At 55.6% G+C, this 23,231-nt stretch carries 18 protein-coding genes and 1 tRNA gene; 11 read left to right on the top strand and 8 right to left on the bottom strand.

Going from position 1 to position 23,231, the window contains the following annotated elements:
• The first annotated feature begins 21 nt into the window (after window positions 1–21).
• From FEM03_RS15350 to FEM03_RS15335, 4 genes are all read left to right on the top strand, one after another.
• Window positions 22–1,521, top strand: a complete 1,500-nt coding sequence (locus tag FEM03_RS15350) for an ATPase domain-containing protein (protein ID WP_240772799.1) — start codon at window positions 22–24, stop codon at window positions 1,519–1,521.
• Window positions 1,521–3,530, top strand: coding sequence for an ATP-binding response regulator (locus tag FEM03_RS15345; RefSeq protein ID WP_138087165.1), 2,010 nt, complete (start codon window positions 1,521–1,523; stop codon window positions 3,528–3,530). Before FEM03_RS15350 ends, FEM03_RS15345 begins: the two co-directional genes overlap by 1 nt.
• A 278-nt stretch (window positions 3,531–3,808) precedes the next feature.
• Window positions 3,809–5,656: an ABC transporter ATP-binding protein gene (locus FEM03_RS15340; RefSeq protein ID WP_206171032.1), complete on the top strand. Its 1,848-nt coding sequence runs from the start codon at window positions 3,809–3,811 to the stop codon at window positions 5,654–5,656.
• A gap of 2 nt (window positions 5,657–5,658) precedes the next feature.
• Entirely contained in the window at window positions 5,659–7,518 is a 1,860-nt protein-coding gene (locus FEM03_RS15335) for an ABC transporter ATP-binding protein (protein WP_138087334.1), read from the top strand.
• 5 nt (window positions 7,519–7,523) lie between these two features.
• Here the strand turns inward: FEM03_RS15335 and FEM03_RS15330 are convergent, their stop codons facing one another.
• Window positions 7,524–8,303, bottom strand: coding sequence for a transglutaminase family protein (locus tag FEM03_RS15330; RefSeq protein ID WP_138087164.1), 780 nt, complete (start codon window positions 8,301–8,303; stop codon window positions 7,524–7,526).
• Window positions 8,304–8,513: 210 nt separating this feature from the next.
• Here FEM03_RS15330 and FEM03_RS15325 point away from each other — a divergent pair.
• Both FEM03_RS15325 and FEM03_RS24485 read left to right on the top strand, forming a co-directional pair.
• A tRNA-Arg gene (locus FEM03_RS15325) sits at window positions 8,514–8,588 on the top strand.
• 1,061 nt (window positions 8,589–9,649) lie between these two features.
• Window positions 9,650–9,811 carry a hypothetical protein gene (locus FEM03_RS24485; RefSeq protein ID WP_166442891.1) on the top strand — a complete coding sequence of 54 codons (162 nt, stop codon included), beginning with the start codon at window positions 9,650–9,652 and terminating at the stop codon, window positions 9,809–9,811.
• A 510-nt stretch (window positions 9,812–10,321) separates the two neighbouring features.
• Here the strand turns inward: FEM03_RS24485 and FEM03_RS15320 are convergent.
• The gene (locus FEM03_RS15320) at window positions 10,322–11,164 is read right to left on the bottom strand and encodes an autotransporter-associated beta strand repeat-containing protein (protein ID WP_138087163.1); all 843 of its coding nucleotides are present in this window, start codon (window positions 11,162–11,164) and stop codon (window positions 10,322–10,324) included.
• Between FEM03_RS15320 and FEM03_RS15315 the strand changes: the two genes are divergently transcribed.
• Entirely contained in the window at window positions 11,148–11,363 is a 216-nt protein-coding gene (locus FEM03_RS15315; protein ID WP_240772797.1) for a DUF1501 domain-containing protein, read from the top strand. The two genes, FEM03_RS15320 and FEM03_RS15315, sit on opposite strands and share 17 nt — an antisense overlap.
• A gap of 373 nt (window positions 11,364–11,736) precedes the next feature.
• On the opposite strand, the gene FEM03_RS15310 is transcribed toward FEM03_RS15315, so the two are convergent.
• Both FEM03_RS15310 and FEM03_RS15305 read right to left on the bottom strand, forming a co-directional pair.
• Window positions 11,737–12,963, bottom strand: coding sequence for a glycoside hydrolase family 88 protein (locus FEM03_RS15310; protein ID WP_138087162.1), 1,227 nt, complete (start codon window positions 12,961–12,963; stop codon window positions 11,737–11,739).
• A gap of 178 nt (window positions 12,964–13,141) precedes the next feature.
• Window positions 13,142–14,026 (bottom strand): LysR family transcriptional regulator, encoded by an 885-nt coding sequence (locus tag FEM03_RS15305; protein ID WP_138087161.1) that lies wholly within the window; start codon window positions 14,024–14,026, stop codon window positions 13,142–13,144.
• An 81-nt stretch (window positions 14,027–14,107) separates the two neighbouring features.
• Here FEM03_RS15305 and FEM03_RS15300 point away from each other — a divergent pair, with 81 nt between their 5' ends.
• A complete protein-coding gene (locus FEM03_RS15300) occupies window positions 14,108–15,088 on the top strand; it encodes a sodium-dependent bicarbonate transport family permease (protein WP_138087160.1) in 981 nt (326 codons plus the stop codon).
• A 25-nt stretch (window positions 15,089–15,113) separates the two neighbouring features.
• Window positions 15,114–15,401, top strand: coding sequence for a P-II family nitrogen regulator (locus FEM03_RS15295; RefSeq protein ID WP_138087159.1), 288 nt, complete (start codon window positions 15,114–15,116; stop codon window positions 15,399–15,401).
• Between the two features lie 144 nt (window positions 15,402–15,545).
• On the opposite strand, the gene FEM03_RS15290 is transcribed toward FEM03_RS15295, so the two are convergent.
• The 3 genes from FEM03_RS15290 to FEM03_RS15280 form a co-directional block, all read right to left on the bottom strand.
• On the bottom strand, window positions 15,546–16,601 hold the full coding sequence (locus FEM03_RS15290; protein ID WP_206171031.1) for a cytochrome P450: 1,056 nt from the start codon (window positions 16,599–16,601) through the stop codon (window positions 15,546–15,548).
• 275 nt (window positions 16,602–16,876) lie between these two features.
• On the bottom strand, window positions 16,877–17,488 hold the full coding sequence (locus FEM03_RS15285; protein WP_138087158.1) for an FMN-binding negative transcriptional regulator: 612 nt from the start codon (window positions 17,486–17,488) through the stop codon (window positions 16,877–16,879).
• Between the two features lie 143 nt (window positions 17,489–17,631).
• A complete protein-coding gene (locus FEM03_RS15280; protein ID WP_138087157.1) occupies window positions 17,632–18,891 on the bottom strand; it encodes a mandelate racemase/muconate lactonizing enzyme family protein in 1,260 nt (419 codons plus the stop codon).
• Between the two features lie 194 nt (window positions 18,892–19,085).
• Between FEM03_RS15280 and FEM03_RS25245 the strand changes: the two genes are divergently transcribed.
• Window positions 19,086–21,827 (top strand): sulfatase-like hydrolase/transferase, encoded by a 2,742-nt coding sequence (locus tag FEM03_RS25245; RefSeq protein ID WP_138087156.1) that lies wholly within the window; start codon window positions 19,086–19,088, stop codon window positions 21,825–21,827.
• 339 nt (window positions 21,828–22,166) lie between these two features.
• Here FEM03_RS25245 and FEM03_RS15270 read toward each other — a convergent pair whose 3' ends face one another.
• On the bottom strand, window positions 22,167–22,379 hold the full coding sequence (locus FEM03_RS15270; RefSeq protein WP_206171030.1) for a hypothetical protein: 213 nt from the start codon (window positions 22,377–22,379) through the stop codon (window positions 22,167–22,169).
• A gap of 440 nt (window positions 22,380–22,819) precedes the next feature.
• On the opposite strand from FEM03_RS15270, the gene FEM03_RS15265 reads away from it, so the two are divergent.
• Window positions 22,820–23,134: a hypothetical protein gene (locus tag FEM03_RS15265; protein ID WP_138087154.1), complete on the top strand. Its 315-nt coding sequence runs from the start codon at window positions 22,820–22,822 to the stop codon at window positions 23,132–23,134.
• The last annotated feature ends 97 nt before the right edge of the window (window positions 23,135–23,231 follow it).

The following is a 23,231-nucleotide window of genomic DNA, read 5'->3' as shown; positions in this document are numbered from 1 at the left end:
GAATTTACGATTTAATGGGTGATGAGTGCTTTAGCAGCTTCAAAGGATGTTGAACGGAGTTCCATGGGGGTTCCAGGGCTGGATGCGGTATTGGATGGTGGATTGCCATCAAGGCGGTTGTATCTGGTCCAGGGTGATCCCGGAGTGGGCAAGACAACGCTTGCCATGCAATTTTTGCTCGAAGGGGTGCGCAAGGGTGAATCGGGGCTTTATGTAACCTTGTCCGAAACACGCGAGGAGATTGAGATTGTTGCGCGGTCGCATGGCTGGGATCTGTCGCAAATCCAATTGTATGAACTCTCCACCATCGAAGAACAAATTCGGGGTGACAGCGAGAGCACCTTTTTTCATCCTTCCGAAGTGGAACTGAATCGCACCATTGGCGCGTTGATCGCGGAAGTGGAACGGGTAAATCCCGTTCGTGTCGTATTTGATTCGCTTTCGGAAATGCGCATGCTGGCGGACACGCCGCTGCGGTATCGTCGGCAAATTCTGCAATTGAAGCAGTTTTTCGCCGGACGGAATTGCACGGTGATTTTTTTGGATGACCGGTCTTCTGGCAAGCATGACCTTCAGGTTGAAAGCATTGCCCATGGGGTGCTCTGTCTGACGAGTGAGTCGCCGGAATATGGCGTGTCGCGCCGGCAGTTGAGGGTGCTGAAGATACGCGGATCAGAATACCGCGAGGGAACGCACGACTTTGTTTTGCGCCGGGGCGGCCTGATGGTTTTTCCTCGTCTTGTCGCAGGGGAGCATCACAGTGATTTCGTCCGGGAGGATTTCGCCAGTGGCAACAAGGAACTGGATGCCTTGATGGGTGGGGGGCTGGGCCGGGGCACCAGCAACATGTTCATGGGCCCTCCAGGAACTGGTAAATCAACGCTGGCGTTGCAGTTTGCGATCTCTGCGGCGGAGCGTGGGGAAAAGTCGATGATGTTTATTTTTGACGAGACCACTGGAACGCTCAAAAACCGGGCGGCGCAGGTGGGTCTTGATCTGGAGAAGCATGAGGAAAATGGACTTATCCAGATACAACAGATCGATCCGGCTGAGATATCTCCCGGCGAAATGGTTCATCGCATCCGCCAGTGTGTTTCCGAGGAGGGGGTGAAGATGGTGGTGATCGACAGCATCAATGGTTATCTCAACGCGATGCCTGAAGCGAGATATCTCACCCTTCAGTTGCACGAGTTGCTTGCCTATCTCAACCAGCAGGGGATTGTCACCATCATGGTGCTGGCCCAGCAGGGATTGATTGGACTGATGAAGTCTACCGTGGATCTCACCTATCTTGCCGACATGGTGGTGCTCTCGCGGTTTTATGAATCGCGAGGTGAGGTGAAGAGGGCGCTCTCGGTGATTAAGAAGCGGAGCGGAAACCATGAGCGGACCATCCGTGAGATGTGGCTGGGCAAAAACGGTATTTCGCTGGGCAAACCATTGCGGAATCTTCAGGGAGTGCTGACAGGTGTTCCTGAATTTGTCGATGGCAAGGCGGATGAGGAGGATGCCGATTTGTGATGGAAGCGTCTCCACCATTTACGCCGTCACCATTTGACGAAGGGGACGAGCAGGCTGCGCCCAGGACCGAGGACGGTTTGGGGGTGTTGATTCTTGCGCCGACCAGCAATGATGCGAGTCTGACGGCGCGCTTTCTTGAGAAGGCGGGATTTACAGCAAAGATCTGTCCCAGTGTCGACGACCTTTGTGATCAGTCTCGCGCTGGCTGCGGGGCGATGCTGCTGGCAGAAGAGGCTCTGGTTAATGGCGCGGGAAACAAGTTGATTGAGATTCTCGAAGAACAACCTTCGTGGTCCGACTTGCCTTTGATGCTGATAACTGCCTCGGGGGTGACGCCGCAAACTCGTGCCAGACAGATCACGGCGCTTGGGGAGATGGGGAACGTTTCGATGATTGAGCGCCCGGTGCGGCCGGAAACACTGGTCAGTTCTTGTGAGGTCGCCCTGCGATCCCGAAGACGGCAGTATCAGGTGCGGGATCTGTTGAGCAAGCTGGAGGGGATGATGCTGCAGATTCAGCAGCAGGCCAGGGTGTTTGACACCACGCTGTCTTCCATTTCTGACTTCACTTATATCTTTGACCGCTCGCTGCGCTTCATTTATGCGAATCGTGCCACGCTGGAGTTGTTGGGATTGGAGTTGAAAGATGTGGTGGGTAAGACTTTTTCGGAACTGCCTTATCCGCGCGGCCTGGCCGTTCGTCTTGAACGGCAGATTGAGCATGTGTTCCAAACGGGCGAAATATTGAGGGATGAAACGGCCTACACCAATCCGGCTGGGAGAACGGGTTATTATGAGTATATCTTTACTCCGGTGTTGGGCAATGACGGTGAGGTTGAGGTTGTCGCGGCCTCGACGCGGGACACATCGGAGAGACGTCGAAATGAGGAGGCGTTACGGGAGGCGGATCGTCGCAAGGATGAGTTTCTGGCCATGCTGGCGCATGAACTGCGCAATCCTCTCGCAGCAGTGACCAACGCGGCGGCGCTGCTGGAAAGTCCGAATCTTGAGGACCGAAGCTGGGCAGCGGATGTGATCACAAGACAGAACGGTCAACTAACGCATCTCATTGATGATCTGCTGGACGTGTCGCGGATTACGGTTGGCAAGATACGACTGCGTGAGGAGGTCCTTGATGTGGCGTTGGTTCTGGATCGCGCTTGTGAGGGTGCCCACCTTTTGATCCATGAGCGGGGGCATCAGCTCATCAAGAAATATGAAACGGGCAAGTTATGGATCAAGGCCGACCCAACGCGAATGGAGCAGATCGCCCTCAACCTGCTTACCAATGCAGCAAAATACACGCCTTCAGGTGGTCGCATTGAATTGATGGCGAGCAAAGTCGAAGGAGAGGTGAGGGTGGTGGTCAAAGACAATGGAGTGGGGATTGCGTCGCACTTGTTGCCGGAGATGTTCAAGCTTTTTGCACAAGGGGAACGCTCGATTGCCCGTAGTGAAGGCGGCTTGGGCATTGGACTTACCATTGTGCAACGTCTGGTGGAGATGCACGGTGGCAGGATCGAAGCGCTAAGCGAGGGACTCAATCAAGGAAGTTCTTTTGTGATTCATCTTCCGATGGTGGCGGCACCTTTTGTCCAGCAGACTGAGCGTCCAGTGAATGGTCAAACCTCGACACGTCGGGTGCTGATTGTGGATGACAACGTGGACACGGCCAACAGCATGGCGCGTCTTCTGAAGCGGGTTGGCCATGGGGTTGAAGTCGCGTATGACGGTCCCCAGGCCCTCGAAAAAGCGCGGCAGCATTTACCCGAGATCGTATTGTTGGACATTGGGCTTCCGGGCATGGATGGGTTTGAAGTGGCCAGGCGGATGCGCCTCGAACCGAGTTGCGAAAAATGCGTCATCATTGCGGTCACGGGTTATGGTCAGCCAAAAGATCGTCGACGGGCAATCAATGCCGGCTGTCATCATCACTTGGTGAAACCGGTCAACATTGACGAGCTCAAACGACTCATTCGTGGAGAGCCAATGCCTTCGTTGGTAGAATGATTTTTTTGCTTCAACGGTAGATCGCCAAATTATTTGCTTGCCTAGATCGTGAGGCCGCTGCTATATCTGGCGCTCGCAACCAATTCAAGCCCACTTCGTTTCATGAACGTCCTTCACCACAATCGCATGCGTTTCTCCTGGGTTGCAGGAGTGGGTGCTGACTGATGGGTGAAAGCCAGTCCTGCCAGCCCCGAAATCAAAAAGCGGGCTGAGCACCAGATGAGTTTTGGAAGTCGCCCGCAACAAGCGGTCTTTTTTCTCCAATTCTTCATCTTCCCATGGGAAACCTTCCTCCATCTGATCCTGAATCTGATCAACCCAAACCCAGCGTGCTGTTGTGGCAGCTCATGCGCGGTTTTCGCCGTCTGTATGGACTGGCCATTGGCTCGCTGCTGATCGTTACAGCAATCAACTACCTGACGCCGTTGGTGGCAAGTGCGACCATTGACTTCGCTCTATCTCAGGAACCGCAGGGGGGAATGCTGATGCCGCATCTTATTGCGTGGATCGGTGGGGCCGAGTATGTGAAGAATCACTTGTGGTGGCCTGCCTTGATCATGGTGGCGCTGACGATTGTTTCGGGAGGGTTCAGTTACCTGAAGGGACGCTTCGCGGCGAAGGCTTCGGATGGCATTGCGCGTCGTCTGAAGGACCGGCTTTATGATCATTTGCAGCGGCTTCCCGCCAAGTATCATGACCGTGCAGAAACGGGAGATTTGATCCAAAGATGCACGTCGGATGTGGAAACTTTGCGGCTGGCACTTTCCACCCAAGTGGTCGACATCAGCAACGCGGTGTTGCTGCTGATTACGGCAGTGCCCGTGATGGTTTTGTTGGATGGCCGGATGACGCTGATCTCCTTTACTTTGGTGGTGCCGATCATTCTGTTTGGATATTTTTACATTGGCCGGGTGAAGCATTTGTTCCGTGAGGTGGACGAGGCGGAAGGGCAGGTGACCCGGGTGGTGCAGGAGAACCTGACGGGTTTGCGGGTGGTTCGTGCCTTCGCCAGACAGAGCTTTGAGATCGACAAATTTGCGGCACCGAACCGGCTCTATCGGGATCGCAGTTTGAAACTGCTGCGATTGATGTCGTGGTATTGGTCGTCGTCGGATTTCATTGTGCTGATGCAGCAGGGTCTGGTGTTGTTTGCGGGTGCCTGGTTCATCTCTCAAGGCACGATGACGGTGGGGACTTTGTTCGCGTTTGTGATGTTCCTTAACATGCTGTTGTGGCCGGTGCGCCAGATGGGGCGGACATTGACCGACTTGGGCAAATCCATCGTCGCGCTCAATCGCATGGGCGAAATTCTTGCCGAGGCGGAGGAGAGCAAGCCGGAATCAAAGGATCAGACGGAGATGCCTTTCAAGTTTGAAGGACGGATTGAAGTGACCGATCTGGTGTTTGGTCACGGACCGCAAGGCGCTGCGCTGAACGGCATTTCGTTCAAAGTGGAGCCCGGAGAAACGTTGGCGATACTGGGTCCATCCGGTTCGGGTAAATCCACGCTGATGCATCTGCTGTTGAGGCTGTATGATTACGAATCGGGTTCGATCCGGCTGGACGGACGCGAGTTGAATGAGCTGGACCGGCAGTGGGTTCGCTCGCAGTTCAGCGTGGTGATGCAGGAGCCGTTTTTGTTCTCCAAAACCATTGGTGAAAACATTCGTCTCGGCAGCAATGGTGCGGCCAATGAGGCGATTCGTGATGCAGCCCGTCTGGCGGATATTCACGATACGATCAGTGGGTTTCCTTCTGACTATGCAACCCTGGTGGGCGAACGTGGAGTGACGTTGTCGGGAGGTCAACGTCAGCGGGTCGCGCTTGCAAGGGCTTTGCTGCGCGAGACGCCGGTGCTGTTGTTGGACGATGCGTTGAGCGCAGTGGATGCGGAAACGGAGATGAACATTTTGCAGGCGTTGCGGAGTCGTCATGGCCGGCGGACGACGCTGGTGATTGCCCATCGTCTTTCCACGCTGGCGCATGCGGACCGGGTGATCGTTCTCGACAAAGGTCGGATCATTCAAGAAGGCACGCATGCGGAATTGCTGAGTCGTGAAGGTCTTTATCAGAGGCTTTGGACGATTCAAAATGCCTCACAACAGGAACTTACGAACGCCGACTGATGATGAAAGACGAACCCCAGGAGGATGTATTCAGCGAACGGCTTGATCTGAGCTTGTGGTCGCGGGTGTTTCGACATGCGCTGCCTCACCGTCGGTTGCTGGTGCCGCTGGCGGTCGCTGCGGTGGTGATTGCGCTTTGTGATGCGAGCTTCGCACTGGTGACGCGCTGGGCGGTGGATTCGGTTGCGGGCAAAACCGAGATCAATCTGTGGCCGTTCATCCTGGTTTACACGGGATTGACGCTGGCGTTGTCGATCGGGGTCTGGGTGTTCATCAACTCGGCAGGCGGACTTTCCAACAACATGAGCCACGACATCCGCGCAGCGTGTTTCAAAAGATTGCAGGAGCTTGAGTTTGCTTATTTTGATTACCGTCCGACGGGCTGGTTGATCTCGCGATTGACGTCCGATTGCGACAAACTTGCCCGCATCATCGCATGGGGAAGCCTTGATCTGGTGTGGGCGGTTTGCTTGGTGCTGGTCATTTCGGTAGTGTTGGTGGTGATGCAACCGGTGCTCGGACTGCTGGTGCTTTCCGTGGTGCCACCGCTCATTTTTATCAGCGCGATTTTCCAGAAGAAGATGCTGTTGAGCTCACGCGAGACTCGCAAGTTCAACTCGATGATCACCGCCTCGTTTGCCGAGTCGCTGCAAGGATTGCGCACCACCAAGTCATTGGTCAGAGAGGAAGACAACCTGCGTGAATTCCAGAATTTGTCCTCGCAAATGTATGAGGTGTCGATCCGCAATGCGTTGCAGTCGGCGGTCTATATCCCCATCGTTTTGACCTTGGGTAGTGTGGCCGCGGGCATTGCATTGTGGCGTGGAGGCGTGGTGGTATTGGATGGAAGTCTGAGCCTGGGAACCCTGGTAGCTTTCATCTTTTATGCCGGTCAGTTTTTCAATCCGATCAACCAGATCGCGCAGGTGCTGGTGCAAATGCAGGGTGCCCAGGCAGCCGGTGAACGGGTGCTCAGCCTGCTCGCCACCGTGCCGACCATCCGTGATAGCGAAGCGGTGCGTGCGCGTCTTGCGGAGTGGGACAGGCCGGATCGCGCGGCGGACTTGGCACCGGATGGGGATGCGCGTGACATTGAGAGCATCACTTTCGAGAATGTCGACTTTTCTTATGAAACCGGCGAGCCGGTGTTGAAGGATTTTAATCTTGAGGTGCAGTCCGGTCAGACGATTGCGCTGGTGGGCGCGAGTGGTGGTGGGAAAAGCACCATCGTGAACCTTGCGGCGCGTTTTTATGAACCGACCGGCGGGCGGATTTTGGTGAATGGCCGGGATCTGAAAGACCGCAGTCTCGAATGGTATCAATCGAATCTTGGCATCGTGTTGCAGGGGCCACACTTGTTCAGCGGCAGCGTGCGTGAGAACATTCGATACGGGCGTTTGGATGCGAGCGATGATGAGGTGGAAATGGCCGCGCGCAGTGTGAACGCGGATGGGTTTATCCGCGCATTGGAGAACGGCTATGACACCGATGTGGGTGAGGGCGGCAACCGTTTGTCGACAGGACAAAAGCAGCTCATTTCCTTTGCCCGTGCCTTGTTGGCGGATCCACGAATCTTCATCATGGATGAAGCAACGTCATCGATCGATACCGAGACGGAGCAGCTGATCCAGCAGGGGCTCCAGGCGATTTTTCGTGGCCGGATCAGTTTCGTGATTGCTCACCGGCTTTCAACGATCCGCACGGCCGATCGTATTTTGGTGATCGAAAAAGGACGCATCCTGGAAAGCGGAACGCATCAGGCATTGATGGCAGCGCAGGGCCATTATTACGCGCTCTACACCCGACAGTTCCAGAGTGAGCAGGCGGACAGCCTGTTGGAAAGGTTGCCCGTCGGGAGCTGATTGTATTACGCGAGATTCACCCACGCTTGCAAACTTCCCATCTGGATGGGACCATACTCGCTCAAGAAGGCGATGTCAGCCGCGTCGCGTCCATAGGCGAGCACGATGCGGTTGCCGCGTGGCTCTTTTTGAGTGGGATCAATGGTGAACCAGCGTCCGCCAACATAAACCTCAAACCAGGCGTGAAGGTCCATGGGATCAAGTTCATAGAGAAACCCGGAGACCATGCGCGCCGGCATGCCCAGCGACCGGCACAACGAGATGCCCAGATGCGCGAAATCGCGGCAAACGCCTTTGCGCTTTTTCAGCGTTTCCAATGCGGTGGTCGAGGCATTGCTGACGCCGTATTTGTAGCGCACTTTGCGTTTAATCCACTGGTTGATCGCGTCCACCTGGCCGTATCCGGGCAGAGCCTGACCGACGATCTTTTGCGCGTCAGCAAGCATCATGTCCGACGGGCAATATCGGCTGGGCAGAAGGTATTGGAGGACCTCATCGGGGAGACCCGACACCAGCATCAGTCCCGCTTGCGGGTCGGCGTCGATCATGTCGGCGACCGCAACCGTGCAGGTGGCGGTGATGGTGGAAGGTCCCGCTTCAAGAATCAGCCGTTGGCAACTGTTGCCGAAAGTGTCGGTGTAATCTCGCAGTGAGGTGGGTGGTTCGACCTGCACAAAACTTGCATTCACCTGTTGCGCACCGCCGGAAAGGGGGCGGAGCATCAACACCAATGGGGCGGTCGACATTGCCGTGAGTTCGATTTTGCAGCCAGCGTTGAGAATCATGTCTTTGAATTTTATTTCTCTAACGGAGCGCGGAAACCATTTGGTCGCGTCAGAATGAGCAAAACTCTGCGTTTTTTGCTCTGTGCAACGTGCCAGCCATTTGATGAAAGGCTCTTCTTGCCAAACTGCCGTCCTTGAACATAGTAACCGTCCGCGATCGACCTGGTTGAGATTTTGACTGGCGACCACCGCGAGCAGTTGGTTAAAATTGTCCCCGTAGTTCAACGGATAGAACAAGGGTTTCCTAAACCTTAGATGTGGTTTCGATTACCGCCGGGGACGCCAGGTTAAAGTGTTGATAATGAACGGTTCGTGTCTAATTCTAGGAGTCCTCGAAATGCGCGGAATTGCGCCAAAATGCGCATAATTGAATCAAAAACTGCTTAGGTTTTTAATGCAGGAAATCGTTGATTGTATATTGAAACTGGTAGGCGCCTTGCTCGCAGAAGCTGAAGTAGGCTGATTAAGCAACCAAAGTTTTCGCAATGCCACTGACGATCCGCTGCAATAAAAGTTGAAGCTGTGAACTGATCGCCATTTGATTCGCCTCTCTGAAATCCTGCATGGTGCTGGCTCGGCGTTCAACCGGTGAAATCAGCAGCTTTCAGGGTGGATTCTCTGCCCTGCCGGAGCGATATAGAAAGACTAATTCGCCACCGGATGTTTGTAGGAATGGGGTGGTGTGCGGAATGTGGATCGTGGACCGCAACTCAGAGCAGTGGATTTTTCTTGTTTGTTCACGCCAATCAGGGATCATGGTCTTGATAACGCTTGAACCTTCCAGTTCCGCCACCTGGGCCGGTCCCAGCACAAATCAACACCGATAGAATTATGAATACGACATTCGACGCACTCTATCGCCAGCTCGGCCGCGCCACGTTTGGCCTGCTTATGGCAACATTCGCCTCCTACGGAATCACACTCCTATTTGCGGTGCTCGGACTCTCTCGGGGTGTTATCAGTTTCCGAGGTGTCACAGCATCACTCGCCTACGCGTCTGTCGCGCTCTTAGCCGTATTCTTGGTGGCTTCCGTTGCGTCTGCTTTCATTCGCTGGGTGGACCGACCTCATTAGAATAAAAACTCCTCGGATTGACATAGTCGACGGGATTGTCTGGCTGAAAAAATCCACGACTCCGTCGGAAGCGTCTCAGGTGCTTCTCCGACACCGCGAACGCCGCCGGACACACCGCTGCTGAAGCATTGCTGCAGCATGCGAAGACTTCCCCGATCGAAATCGATCTCGATCTGAAACGCCGGTTGACCGAGTTCCTGCGTCCTTGACTTTTCATTCACACAGCCGTCGTCATTGCCCCGAATTTTGCAGGCAGCTCCAGCGCCGTCACCGTGATTAAAATCACCGGCACCGCCGAAGCCGTTGACATCCTTACCGCCGCCCGTCGTGCTGCTGACATCGCAGCGCTGTGGGCCATCACCGACGCCGAAGGAATGCCGGTCAACCACCTGGCCGAACTCGTCTCCATCGACGATAAGTTCAACGCCTGGTAACAATGCATTCCTTGGCGTCACCTTTCCCCGCAGAGAGCCATACCTTCCACCCAGCCCGTTGTTTTCACCGGGTGGCGGTGGCCGGTTTGGTTCGCACTTTGACATCAAAAACAACAGTGTCGGCATAAGTCGGCCATCATCTTTATGAAGCTCTCAAAATTATCATCCGTTGTTGATCCAAGCCTCACAAGACCTCGCGAAACGGCTCCGCCGCCTCTGGATCTTCGAAGCGCCCATTGTTCATTTGCGGAGTGACTTTGCAGGTGTCCAGTTCGCCCTCATAGGGCTCGCACAACTCGCCCACTGCTTCCGGTGCCCATCAATCCAGTTTGACCAGTCGTCGCCCGGGAGCCAGCGCAAGTCGTGGATTAGCAAAGATGCTCGCGAGCGAAGGACCACGACTACTCTCGCAGCCCCTGAGGAGTCGGTGGATCCAAGGTTCTTCGCCACGAGGAACTCGACACAACAAGACATCCCGGAAGGTTGTAGCTTTGAGATTCCAAGGGCGAACTACCGGCGACGACGTATCGCCAGGGCCAACATCCCGGAAAAAATGAGCAGTGAGCAGCTGGGCTCTGGAACCGCCAGCACGGTTCTAATTTTCCCATCAGTGGTAAACGTGCTTATGTCCCAAGCATAGCCGGATCCGCTGATGTTCGGGAGATCAAAACCAAGATTGTCGTCACCATTCCCATAGAGATATCCGCTGTAGGAAGCGGCGCTGTAGCGTGAGTCAAATTCTGCTAACGGGACATTAACCCACTCGATCAAATTGAAGGTATCGACACCGATCGGGGTATAGCCGTCAGCCTGGACGGTCATGTTGCCATTCAATTTCAAATTTACCGTTGAGAGACCATCGAAACTTAACGAGTCACCAACACCGCCAGGATTGATCCCCAAGAGAATCATGCTGCCCGACTGGAAATCAAAATTCCCGCCACCTGACACTGGAGCAAAATTCAGATTGCCAAAGCTCCCCGGAGTAAGGATGTCCCCGCCTGCCACTGAGGTGCCAATCGAGTCACCAGCATGCACGGTGGAGCCACTCTGCGCGGTAAAGCTGCTGCCCTTCACGGTGCCTGTGCCAAGAAGGGTGCCGCCGTTCTGGACCGTCACCGCGCCGGTGCCCGTGGCACCTACGCCAGCACTGCCGACTTGAAGACTCCCGCCGGTCACGGTGGTGGCTCCAGCATAGGCATTGGATGCGTTGGAGAGCGTCAGCTTACCAGCGCCGGTCTTGGTGACTGAGGTTCCACCACTGTTACTGATGGCACCCGACAAGGCCAGATTGCCTGCGCCACCGAACGTCCAGCCTCCCGTGCCACTGCCACTGGTGAAGGCACCGCTCATGCTGAGCGTTTGCCCGGCTTTGGTCACGTTGATGGTGCTGGTGGTAGCCCCGCCACCGGTGAGCGTTTACGATCTGCACGCTACCATGCTAAATCGCCTTGGCATCGATCACAGCCGGCTGAGTCACAAATTTCAGGGCCTTGACGCCCGCCTCACCGGCGTGGACGGAGCAAAAGTAATCAAGAAGATCATGGCATAGCTGGCCAATGTTGATCGCTGCATACGGTGTTCATCCGAGAAGTTTCACCACCTGAATCGTCGGAGGGCGGCTTGCGACGGACTGAGTGAATAGCGTTGAGATTGAAAAATCGCCGAGATGCCCAAAGTCGCGAAGAAATTCTTGCTGTTGATTCAATAACGCCCAGTTTTTTGATGCATCAACTTGTTACGTAAATACACGATTATGCTCCAGCATGAAGGCTTTTTTCAAAGCTGCGGATAAAGGATTCAGATCAACTGATTGGCTCGGTGGGGCGCAACGCCAAGTGCAGTTTGATCGAAAAATTGCACGGTTATTCCATCGACGTCTTCGTCGCGTTGCTGCGACATCTTCTGCTGGCCGTTGGGCGATTTCAATGCAGGCTGTCAACGGTCGCACATTTCTCCAGGAGCTCGCCCCAGCCGCGCGGGCCGAGGGGGAACTTGCCGCGTCTGAATTCCTCTGAGGCCAGGCGATGGACCATGTCCAGTGCTCCGACGGTGTGGGTTTCGACGAGGAAGCTCTCGTCGGCAGCGAAAAGATTTTTCACCAGAGTGAGGCACTCGGCTGACTTGTCCTTGTTCATCACTCCCAAGGTGAGGATTTCGTGGTTGCGGGAGGAGAGGCCGAGGCGGAGGGATTTCATTACGACGGGGAAGTCGGGATGATCCTCGCGAAGCTCGCTGGCAAGACGGGCGAGAGAACTCATCATGACATAATGATAAGCGGGGCGGGCATTGTGTGGGTCCATCCAACGTCCTGCCTGGGGACCATCAGTGAGCTGGCCGGGAATGACTCCCAGCAGTGCTTTTTTCAAAGCGGCTTCGAGGTATTTGGGCTGTTTGGTGACCTGATGCGCCTTGGCGAGCAAATGGACGCTGAAGCTGTTGTAGTTCCAGTTGGTGCATAATGGACGTGTGATGGTCCAGTCGGCGGCTTTGAGGGCGGAGTCGAGGTATCGCTGATCCTGTGTGACCTCATAAAGCTCCAGCAAGGCGACGCCGCATTCACCGTTGTCGAACTGCAGTCCGCCGTCACCGTGATCTTCGTAGGCCCAGCCGTTGCGAACGGTCTCGTCGAGCTTTCCGGCCTCCCCGGCACGTTCAAGAAATCGCGTGGCAACCTGCATGGCGCGATCTTGCGAGGTGTTTTTCGCGGCGGGGAAGGGGAAGCAACCTGCGCCTGCCTGTTCTTGTGCCCAGATGAGGAAATCCGCCGCATTGGTGGCGCGCTGCAGGGCCTTCGTGTCGTCACCGAGCTTCGCGCGATGAAAGGCGATCATGCAAGCCACGACACTCGCCGGAGCACGCAATGGTGACGTGAGTCTGGTGGGATCAACACCGATCTTCCAAAACGCCATTTGATCCAGTTTGGAGAAACTTTTTTGTGCTGCCAAACGAGCCTCGTCAGCGGTGAGGCGTCGGGCGCTGTCAGGCACGGGACGATGGTCATCGGTTGCTTCAGGAACGCCCGCCTGATCTCCCAAAAGTTCGCGGCCTTTCCCAACGGCAGCTTTGATGGCGGCGAGATCTTCGTCGAGCATGGCGGCCTGCAATGCCGCACGTGGATCATCGGCACTCAAGGGGGTTGCAGCGCTCATGAGCATCAGGAGGGAACAGGGAGTGAGGAGGTTCCGCATGTGGAATTGAAGTCGGGCGATCATGGGCGTGCTGGTAAACACTGGCCAGTAGCGCCGGTTGCTAAACTCCGTGTCGAAGCGTGCTTTTTAGGTCAATACAAGCGGCCATACTGCAACCGTCCCTGGCTGATCGAAGCCGTCATGCCAGCTTTTTCTTCGTCATCAGCTCCCGCAAAATGGCATTGGGAAAACGCCGGTTGGGGGTGATGGCGTAGAAGCATTCCTTGATCTGCGGGAATCGATGTCGCTCCACCAGGGCACCGCTTTCAAGCTCGTCCTTGACGACCACCGGTGGCACCAGTGTTACCCCGTTCGATTCACGGGCCATGAGACGCAGCATGGCCATGTCGTCCACTTCGGCGGCAATGATCGGGTGGATGCCGGATTGATCCATGAGCACATCAAACGCCGCCCGGATGCTGCTTTCCAGGCTCGGGAGCACGACGGGCGTGGTGCGCAGATCCTCAGGAAATCGAAAGGGCTTCAAGCCGCGTCTTTTGCGTCCGACCAGGCTCACCGACTGTTCATCGAGCAAATGATTGCGCCATCCAGTGTCGGCGTCGTTGCGCGCCGGTGTGTTGGACAGCACCACGTCAAGCGTGTGGTTGTGAAGTTGTGCCAGGAGTTCACGCAAGGTGCCCGAGTGAAGGACCAGTTCCACATGATCCCGCGTGATGAGAGGACGAACAAAGTTCAGTTGGAAATTCCGTGAGAGGTTGGAGGATGCGCCGACGCGAAGAAAGCTGCGGCTGCGGCCCGCGCGGTTTTGCATCAGGTCGGTGAGTTCCTCGCCGCTGCGGAAGATGGAATTCGCATATTCCAGGGCAATGCGGCCTGCCTCGGTAAGCACGAGCGCCTTGTGCTTCCGTTCAAACAACGCCTGTCCGAGACTTTCCTCAAGACGGCGAAGCTGCACGCTGAGTGCGGACTGCGAGAGTTTGAGGTGTTGTGCTGCCCTGGTAAGGCTGCCCTCCGTGGCGATCGCCCGGAAATAGCGGAGGTGATGGTAGTTCAAAAAAGCCACGCCATGCTTTTAGCAGAACGAACGATCAATGACAAAACATGAATTGGAGTGAATCGAACTTCCGGCGCAAATCAGTTCATCATGGAATTTATTGCCGCCATTCAATCGAACCTGCTGAGCCCCCCGGTGTTGTTTTTTGTTCTCGGAGTTTTTGCAGCGGTCTCCAAAAGTGATCTCAAGTTTCCAGAAGCATTGTATTCGACACTGACGATCTATCTGCTCACGGCCATTGGCTTCAAGGGGGGAGTGGCGATCCAGGAGGCGGGGATCGGGGCCGTTTGGTTGCCAGCGTTGGCGGCAATGATTTTGGGTGGACTGATTCCCTTGTGGACGTATCCGGCGTTGCGCAAGCTGGGGAAACTGAGCATGGCGGATTCAGGGGCCATCGCTGCCCATTATGGGAGCGTGAGTGCGGTGACTTTCATCGCAGCGACAAACTTTCTGAAGAGCATCAATCAACCATACGAAAGTTATGCAACGGCATTTCTCGCGGTGATGGAATCGCCCGCGATCATCGTCGGTGTCATGCTCGGCAAGGGAGCTTTAAGCGGCAAGTTTTCTTTCTCCGACCAGAGCATGCGTCATGCGCTGCGCGATGCCGTGCTGGGGAAGGGGGTGCTGTTGCTCATTGGTGCAATGATTATCGGGACGCTCTGTGGGAAGCGCGGAATGGACTCGGTGGAAGGATTTTTTGTGACGCCTTTTCAGGGGGTGCTGGCGCTTTTTCTCCTGGAGATGGGCATGGTTGCCGGAAGGCGGTTGGGGGATCTGAGAAAGGTGGGCGTCTTCCTTTTGATCTTTGGGATCACGGCACCGATCGTTCATGGCAGTGCCGGGGTGCTGCTCGGCACCTGGGTTGGTTTGAGTGTTGGTGGTGCCACGCTGTTGGGGGTGCTTGCCGGTAGTGCCAGTTACATTGCGGCACCTGCGGCGGTGCGACTGTCCCTTCCTGAGGCGAACCCCACTTACTCATTGACGGCAGCACTTGCGATCACCTTTCCTTTCAACATCACCGCCGGTATTCCGCTGTTTTTTGAAATGGCCAAACTTCTTCAATCCTGATTCAATTGACATGAACATGCATCCCATGAAACTGGTCACCATTGTGTGTGAGGCGATCCTCGAAGAGCGCGTGGTGGAACTGCTCCGGGAGGCCGGGGCCCATGGTCACACCGCCTTTCCGGTCCACGGCAGCGGAGGTCAGGGAGAGCGCCATGCCGACATCTCCGAAACGGCCAACGTGCAACTTCAAGTGATCGTCAAACCTGCCGTCGCGGAAACGGTGCTCGCCCGGCTTCAGGGCGAACTGTTCCAGCAATACGCCATGGTCGCCTACGAAAGTGATGTGCGGGTGCTGCGGCCCGATAAGTTTTAATCGGGTGATGTTCGGTAGGTCGTGCTGATTCAGTGTGGTTGGAACAAAACGTCGGCATGGCTGCCCTGCTCCTCAGTGTGAACATCCCACGGAAAAGGACATTCACGCAACGGTAATGAGCATCACCAGGTCGAGTCAGCAGTGTCAGACACTGGTGAACGCCACTGTCAGAGACTCGAACCCCACTGCGCGCTGATAGCGGGCTTCGTTTTCCAAATGTTCAGTGGCGTGCAGCACGGTGATCGTGTCCACCCGTTCGCAGAGGAGCTTCAACAGGCTGCGGACGATCAATCGCGCGTGCGGTGCGCCGAGGCACAGATGCGTGCCGAAGCCAAACGCGACATGCGGGTTGGGTTTGCGGTCGAGCCGGACTTCGTTGGGTTGATCAAAAACGGTTTCGTCGTAATTGGCCGAGGCCCAGCCCAATGAGACGCGTTGGCCTGCTGCAACCGTTGCGCCGTGGACATCCGAGTGCGAAGGACACACACGGGCGATGTGCGTGAGCGGGGTGATGGCGCGGAAAAACTCCTCGCTCGCGCCGATGATGCGCTTCGGATCGGCACGCAGAAATTCCAGGGCATCTGGGTTTCTGGCGATGTAGCCAATGACGCCCGAAATGGAACTGAGAATGGTGTCGCGTCCACCGGCAAAAGTGAGATTGCCAAAACCCATCATCTCCTCGCGAGTAAGAGGCCGCCCGCGGAAAGTGGAACGCGTCAGCGCGCTGAAAAAATCGTCTCCGGGATGTGCAAGGGCGAGGTCGAATTGCGCCTGGAGATAAGCTTCGAGTGCGGCGCCCTTTTGTTTGCCTTCGCCATCGCGGAACACATGGGTGCCCCAACTGATCCACGTTTCGGCCTCCGCCTCAGGCACATTGAGGAGATGGGTAAGCGCCCGCGACTGCACGGGCAACGCAAACTCGCGCACGACTTCAATGGACTCGCGACAAAGGGCGTCATCCAGCGCGTCCGCAATCAAAGCTTCCACTTTCGCCGCAACCGCCGGTTCTTTGGCGCGACGGAAGAACGGCTCCACAAGTTCACGATATTCAGCGTGTTCGGGCGGATCAATCTCCAGGGGTAACTGCCGCATCGAGCGCACATCCTCCTCCGATGGAATCGGCACTCGGCAGGGCGCATCCGAGCTATAAGTCGAATAATCCTTCGCCGCGCGTCGCACATCCTCGTGTCGCAGGATCATGGGGATCGTCTCTCCTTGAAACGGACATAGCAGAGTGGGCGATGCCTTCCGCGCTTCGCGAAAAGGGTCTGGTTCGTCAGTGATGCGATGGTTCATGGAAGCAAGAGTCTGCCAGGCTTTAAACAGAAGGGGTAAAAAGTCCGCCCAACATGCATCCGCCCGTGCCGCTCTGAAAGCTCGTGGACAAGACAAAGGGGGCGCGGACGAATTTCATGAATGATGGCGATGAGTGAAGAAAATTGGGCCGTGGCGTTTGGAAACCAATCCGGGGGAACTTAAAATTTTACGAGAGCCTGCATCAATTCAGACACTTCACGGTCCATGGGGTCGGTGCTCGCCGAGAGAGCCTTGATAACACCAGGCGCATCTTCAGGCCGGTTCTGGCTGAGCTTAAATTTGCCTTCGAGACGGGTGATCTCGATCTCGATGCCAACGATGCCGCGCATGAGTTTGTCGCGGAAGTCGACGGGCAATTCGCCCCGCCAGCGATTCTCCCGACCACTCTCATATCGCTCAATCAAATCATGCAGCATCTTTGCGAAGCACTCGTGATCAGTCACGATGCGTGGACGGCCATAAGCATGGACGGCGGTGTAGTTCCACGTCGGCACGGCGGGAGCAGTGGCATACCAGGCGGGAGATACGTAGGCATGGGGACCGGTGAAAATGACGAGCACCTCGTGCCCGTCCGCGAAGTGCTGCCATTGCGGATTTGCCCTCGCCATGTGGGATACGAGGGTGGCTCCGGTGGCATCCAACAACACCGGCATGTGCGTGGCGTGTGGAATTTCACCATCATGAGTGACAATCGTCGCAAAGCTGTGCCGCCGCATGAAGGCGTGCAGCGTGGCAAGATCATCAACTTTGAAGGATGGTGGGGAATACACAGCGCAGTAAAGTAAAGTGATGAAGGGTGGAAAGTTTCAGCGACTTCGACAAATCACCCGGAACGAATGCCCGCACACCATCCAAATCTGCGTAGGCACCCTCCTCGGCACCGAACCGACATAGAGAACAATGTCCGTGGAGTTTATGGATTCACCACCTTGGCTTTGGCGATGAAGGCGGGATCGATGTCTACTCCGAAGCCGGGACCATCGGGGCAGCGGACAAAGCCGTTTTCACACTTCAAGCTGGAGGTGGAGCAGACGACGGGGAGGTCGGTGTTGCCTTTGAACTCCATGTGCGGGCCGATGTTCGGCGTGAAGCTGGCGAAATGGACAAGATCGAGATAGCCCAGGCCACCACCGCTCATGTGCGGAACGACGGTCATGCCCGCTGCAGCGGCCATGCGCGCAACCTTTGTTGCCCGGATAAAACCGCCGCCGTAGTGCAGGTCGGGCTGCATGATGTCGGCGGCGCGATGGGCGATGCACCAACGCCAGCGATGCATGGAATACTCCTGCTCACCAATGGCGACCGGCATGGTGAGGGCATCGGCGACCTGCTTGGTGCTCCAGAGATCGTCAAACTCGCAGGGCTCCTCGAAGAAAGCATAGCGATGTTCCTCCATGATGCGGCCAATGCGGATGGCCTCTTTCGCGTCGCGATAGCTGCTGTTGGCATCGGCATAGAGCGTGAAAGCATCGCCAAAACTCTCGCGCACCAGCGGGATGAGCTGCTCGCTGCGATTCGGCGGTGCATCCGCATTGCGGCTCATGCGGGCACCCAGTCGAAACTTGAGCGCCTTGACGCCGGAATCAGCGACGAGTTTCTGCAGGTGCTCAATCTCCTGGGCGGGCGTGTTGCCGCGGTTCCCGCTGGCATAATACACCGCGATGTCGCTTTGCTTCCTGCCGCCAAAAAAATCGGCCACCGGCCTGCCGCTGGCGCGTCCCATCAGTTCGAGCAGCGCCGTCTCGACGGCCATGTGGGCGATCCACAACAACATGCCCTGCATCTTGTAGCTGCTGCCCGAGCGGTAGGCCTGCCATTGCAGTTCCTCAAGTTTCCGCGCATCCTTGCCGATAAACGCGGGAATCACCGTTTTGAGAAGCAGCGGCCACGCGAGCGCCATTTTATCTTGATGTGGCACCGTGATGACCTCCAGTCCGTCCTTCGAGCGCGTGCGCAGCAGCCAGTGTTTGCCATTCCGCAGCAGTTCGATGGACTCCACCACCACTGGTTGCTTGATGAAATCGAGCTGCAACACCGGTGCATCCGCAATCTTTGCCAGTTCATCCATGGTCGCCGCAACCTCAGCCGCATGCAGCATCGAACCTGGAGTCGCGGCAGCCGTGAAGAGTCCAGCCAGGGCAGCGCGGCGGGTGAGTGAAAAGGAGGCAGGCATGTGATTCGGTTGTTCTGTGATGGATTGGCCATCACTAGCACGAAAGAAAACGTGAGGCTATGGTTTGGAGAGTCTTGCAAGCAATGTCACTGCACAGGCGTCGGCGAATGCGGGGGTTGGCCAGGCCGATCCGAATTCTCACAATGCTCCATTGTGATGAAGGATGTTTGGTTTTTGATCGTTATTCAGCCGCCATGCGCTTTCGATTCCTCTCCGCCATTTTTTTCTTGTTGATCGGCCTCCCGCTATTTGCGGAGGGGGTTGGTGCGCAAAAACCCAACGTGCTGTTCATTGCGGTGGACGACTTGAATCATTGGGTGGGTTATTTGGGAAGAAACAAACAAACCATCACGCCAAACATTGATAAACTGGCTGCCCGTGGGGTGAGTTTTAAGCACAGTTACACGGCATCACCTTCCTGCAATCCGTCGCGGGCGGCATTGATGTCGGGCATGCGCCCTTCGACAACCGGCGTTTATGAAAATCGCAATGACTGGAGGCCGTTCATTGATGCTGACAAGACGCTGGTCAGCACTTTTCGCAAGTCGGGATATGTAGCCCTCGGTGCGGGAAAAATTTATCATGGCGCTTTTGACCGGCAGGAAGAGTGGGATGATTATTTGAAGGGCAAAAAGGGCAAACAACCGGTGCCTGAAGGAAGTGACGGGGTCGGGGGGATCAAATTCGGAGCAGTGGATGCCAAAGATGAGGACATTGAGGACTACGGCATCGTCAATTACGGGATCGAGCAACTCGGCAGGAAGCATGACAAGCCGTTCTTGTTGACCATTGGTCTGCACAAGCCACACATGCCGTGGTATGTGCCGAAGAAGTATTTTGATCTGCATCCACTGGATCAGATTGAGCTGCCACCCACCAAAGAGGGTGATTTGGATGATGTGCCTCCTGCAGGTTTGAAAATGGCAAAACCTCTGGGCGATCACAAGAGCATGCTGGAATCGGGTCGATGGAAGGAGGCGGTGCAGGCTTACCTCGCGACGGTGTCGTATGCGGACGCGCAGATCGGTCGTTTGTTGGAGGCCCTGGACAGATCGGCCTACGCGGACAACACGATCATCGTGTTGTGGGGCGATCACGGCTGGCACCTCGGCGAGAAGAGTCACTGGCGGAAGTTTGCCCTGTGGGAAGAGTCGACCAGGACGCCTTTGATTTGGGTGGTTCCGGGGCTGACCAAGGCGGGTGGCGTGTCAGAGAGAACCGTGGATTTGATGAGCATTTATCCAACACTGACCGATCTTGCCGGAATCGAAAAACCTGCACATGTGGAAGGGGACAGCATCCGTCCACTGCTCGCCGATCCCGCAGCCAAATGGGACAAACCGGCGATCACCACTTATCTTCGAGGCAACCACTCCGTGCGTTCGGAGGATTGGCGATACATCCGTTATCAAAATGGCGATGAGGAACTCTATGATGAGAAAAAGGATCCTTATGAGTGGACCAATCTTGCTGACGATCCTGAGCATGCAGGGATCAAAGCACAGCTTGCTGCCCATTTGCCGGGCAACGATGCCGAGGAGATACCGGCCAAACCGCAGGGGCAGACAAGAAAGAACAAAAACAAGACGAAGGCAGCGGCAAAAGATTCTGCAGCTCCTTCACCCAACCATGAAGCCCGACCGAACATCGTGGTGATGGTGGCCGATGATCTGGGGTCGTATGACGTGGGTTGGAGAGGCAGTGAAATCAAAACACCGAACCTCGACAAGCTGGCCCGTTCCGGGGCGCAGCTGAACCAGTTTTATGTTCAGCCGGTCTGCTCTCCAACACGGGCTGCACTTCTAACAGGGCGTTATCCCTTTCGTTATGGCTTCCAGGTTGGGGTGGTGAGACCTTGGGCCCAGTATGGATTGCCGTTGGAAGAAAGACTGCTTTCTGAAGGTTTGCAGGAGGCGGGATATGAAACCGCGATTTCAGGCAAGTGGCATCTTGGTCATTTTGAGCCCGCCTATCTGCCTACGAAGCGAGGATTTGATCACCAATACGGACATTACAATGGGGCGATCGATTATTTTACGCATGATCGCGAAGGTGGTTTTGACTGGCATCGCAATGATCAAGTAAGTCATGACGAAGGTTACAGCACCGATTTGATTGCTGAGGAGGCTGTGCGCAGGATCAAGGAGCGCGATGTTGGCAAGCCACTGTTTCTTTATGTGCCCTTCAATGGGGTTCATGCTCCGCTGCAAGTGCCCGCGCATTTTGAGGAGCCGTATGCCCACTTGAAGCCCAAGCGCCGGACCTATGCAGGCATGGTGGCGTCACTGGATGCAGCAGTGGGCAAGATCAGCGAGGCACTAAGTGATGCGGGCATTGGCGACAACACGCTGGTGATTTTTACCAGTGACAATGGTGGTCCGAATCCTGGTGAACTGACCGACAATGGGCCGCTCCGGGCCGGAAAGGGAACGGTGTATGAAGGGGGTGTGCGGGTCTCGGCCTTTGCCAGCTGGCCAGGGAAGATCAAGGAGCAATCGGTGATCGAGGAGCCCATTCATATTATGGATCTCTATCCGACCCTGCTGAAAATTGGCGGGGCGTCATTGGACCAAAAGCTGCCGGTGGATGGCAGGAATGTATTGGCGGTGCTGACGGAAGGGGCAGCTTCCCCACATGAACAGATCCTTTTAAACACCAGCCCGCAAGGGGGAGCCATCAGAGTCGGCGATTGGAAACTGGTGGTGAATGAACCAGGGCAGAGGGGTCGCAAGGCAAGGCGGACCTTAGCAGGGGTAGAGCTTTTTCATTTGGCGGAAGATGTTGGCGAGAATAAGAACCTCGCTGCTGAAAATCCAGAAAAGCTGGCGGATCTCCAGGCGCGTTACGATGAATTGGCGAAACAGGCAGTGCCTCCAAAATCGGCAGACAAACCTGGTGGTTATGTTACACCCAAAGTTTGGGGTCAGCCTGATTGATGAACCAGTAGATTCTTGGTGCGATATTATTGGGCCATGGCATCGGTTACCTGGGAAAATGTTTGGTCGATATCAGCAGAAGTGAAGCGTTACGTCCAGATTCTAGATATCGGGCCTAATTGTAATCCGTGAAATGTTTTTCCGTGGACGGATTTTGGTTACGGTAGGGATGCGCTGCGTCGCGTCCGAAATGGGATTGAGCGGAGGAGGCGTGGATGTCCTGCATTCATCCTGTCCCTAACGTGCCGCCTCCGCCCCCGGGATTTTTGGGACGCGACGCAGCGCATCCCTACCGCAGATGGGGGGGACGCGACATGACGCGTTTTGCGTGGTTTGACATCACGAAGGGCTTACGGTGACGACGAGGACGCTGCTCCATTCGAGGGTGGGCTGGTCGGAGACGAGGTAGCAGGCGCGGTATTCGAGGACCTGGGGCTGACCGGGGGTTTCGATGGGACGGGTGTCGACGAAGGGGCTGAACATGTCGGTGCCGAGGTCGGTCCATGAAGCGGCGGCGGGGTTGCGGCTTTGCACTTTTTGACTCATCGGCATGAGTATGGGGTGCCGGTGTCATCCTTTTTGAGTCAGCGACATTTTTTCCTCCGCCCACCCAACCCGCCCCCGGTGTCAGAATTTTTGAGGCAACAGGCGATAGTGGCGGGTGGGATTAATTCGTTGATCTTCGATAGGCTTACCATTTATACTGGTTGCTACAAACCATTCAGAGTTCACAGAAACAAGACAAGGACGTTGAGCCCGCATCATTTATGTCCAGCGATCAAAAACCATCAGTCAAGTTATCGGCGGTTCCCGGAATGGCCGTTTTCGGCTGTTTCGCAGTCGGTGTAATTGGGATCGTCCAGTCTTTCACGATGGCGCCGTCTGGCGTCTCGTTGCTGGCCTCTGCTCTGGCCTTCGGAGTTATTGTGTATGTGTCGTTTCAAAACAAATGAGTTCAAATCATTAGTTTGCGACCAACCAGTAGGACAATCATGCACACCGTTCCTGTTCAGATTGTCCGATTCGTTGAGGAACACCAGCCGAGTGTTGTCGAATGCGTCCTTATCGATGCATTTGGGCATCAGTGGTCATTTATCGATAAAGATGCGGTGTTCACGCCTGAGATTCTGGATGCAAAGAGTTGCTACCCACTACCGGGTGTTGTCGCTTGTGAGGTGGTTCGAGAGTGGATTGATGAAAATGGGAGGAGTCGTTGCATTATTGACACCGAACGTCCTTGGGATGTTTCGGCCAAAAATGGAGAAATGCAGTTTGAGGTGTTTTTGGACCAACTCTCTTCATATTGATTGGCGGACTATCTATCTGTCTCCTGATACTCATGATCGATCGATAGGGCGGGCCTTCAGCCCTTAATGATGATGGGTTGCCAATACCTGGGGCGTT

Origin of the sequence: Phragmitibacter flavus (assembly GCF_005780165.1) — a bacterium.
GTDB classification, from domain to species: domain Bacteria; phylum Verrucomicrobiota; class Verrucomicrobiia; order Verrucomicrobiales; family Verrucomicrobiaceae; genus Phragmitibacter; species Phragmitibacter flavus.
This window is presented reverse-complemented; position numbering and strand designations above follow the sequence as displayed.

What these genes read in the sequence shown, in the direction of transcription:
- FEM03_RS15350 (WP_240772799.1), top strand. Translation starts at nt 22, where the DNA reads ATGAGTGCTTTAGCAGCTTCAAAGGATGTTGAACGGAGTTCCATGGGG.
- FEM03_RS15345 (WP_138087165.1), top strand. Translation starts at nt 1,521, where the DNA reads ATGGAAGCGTCTCCACCATTTACGCCGTCACCATTTGACGAAGGGGAC.
- FEM03_RS15340 (WP_206171032.1), top strand. Translation starts at nt 3,809, where the DNA reads ATGGGAAACCTTCCTCCATCTGATCCTGAATCTGATCAACCCAAACCC.
- FEM03_RS15335 (WP_138087334.1), top strand. Translation starts at nt 5,659, where the DNA reads ATGAAAGACGAACCCCAGGAGGATGTATTCAGCGAACGGCTTGATCTG.
- FEM03_RS15330 (WP_138087164.1), bottom strand. Translation starts at nt 8,303, where the DNA reads ATGATTCTCAACGCTGGCTGCAAAATCGAACTCACGGCAATGTCGACC.
- FEM03_RS15320 (WP_138087163.1), bottom strand. Translation starts at nt 11,164, where the DNA reads ATGAGCGGTGCCTTCACCAGTGGCAGTGGCACGGGAGGCTGGACGTTC.
- FEM03_RS15310 (WP_138087162.1), bottom strand. Translation starts at nt 12,963, where the DNA reads ATGAGCGCTGCAACCCCCTTGAGTGCCGATGATCCACGTGCGGCATTG.
- FEM03_RS15300 (WP_138087160.1), top strand. Translation starts at nt 14,108, where the DNA reads ATGGAATTTATTGCCGCCATTCAATCGAACCTGCTGAGCCCCCCGGTG.
- FEM03_RS15295 (WP_138087159.1), top strand. Translation starts at nt 15,114, where the DNA reads ATGAAACTGGTCACCATTGTGTGTGAGGCGATCCTCGAAGAGCGCGTG.
- FEM03_RS15290 (WP_206171031.1), bottom strand. Translation starts at nt 16,601, where the DNA reads ATGATCCTGCGACACGAGGATGTGCGACGCGCGGCGAAGGATTATTCG.
- FEM03_RS15280 (WP_138087157.1), bottom strand. Translation starts at nt 18,891, where the DNA reads ATGCCTGCCTCCTTTTCACTCACCCGCCGCGCTGCCCTGGCTGGACTC.
- FEM03_RS25245 (WP_138087156.1), top strand. Translation starts at nt 19,086, where the DNA reads ATGCGCTTTCGATTCCTCTCCGCCATTTTTTTCTTGTTGATCGGCCTC.
- FEM03_RS15270 (WP_206171030.1), bottom strand. Translation starts at nt 22,379, where the DNA reads ATGCCGATGAGTCAAAAAGTGCAAAGCCGCAACCCCGCCGCCGCTTCA.
- FEM03_RS15265 (WP_138087154.1), top strand. Translation starts at nt 22,820, where the DNA reads ATGCACACCGTTCCTGTTCAGATTGTCCGATTCGTTGAGGAACACCAG.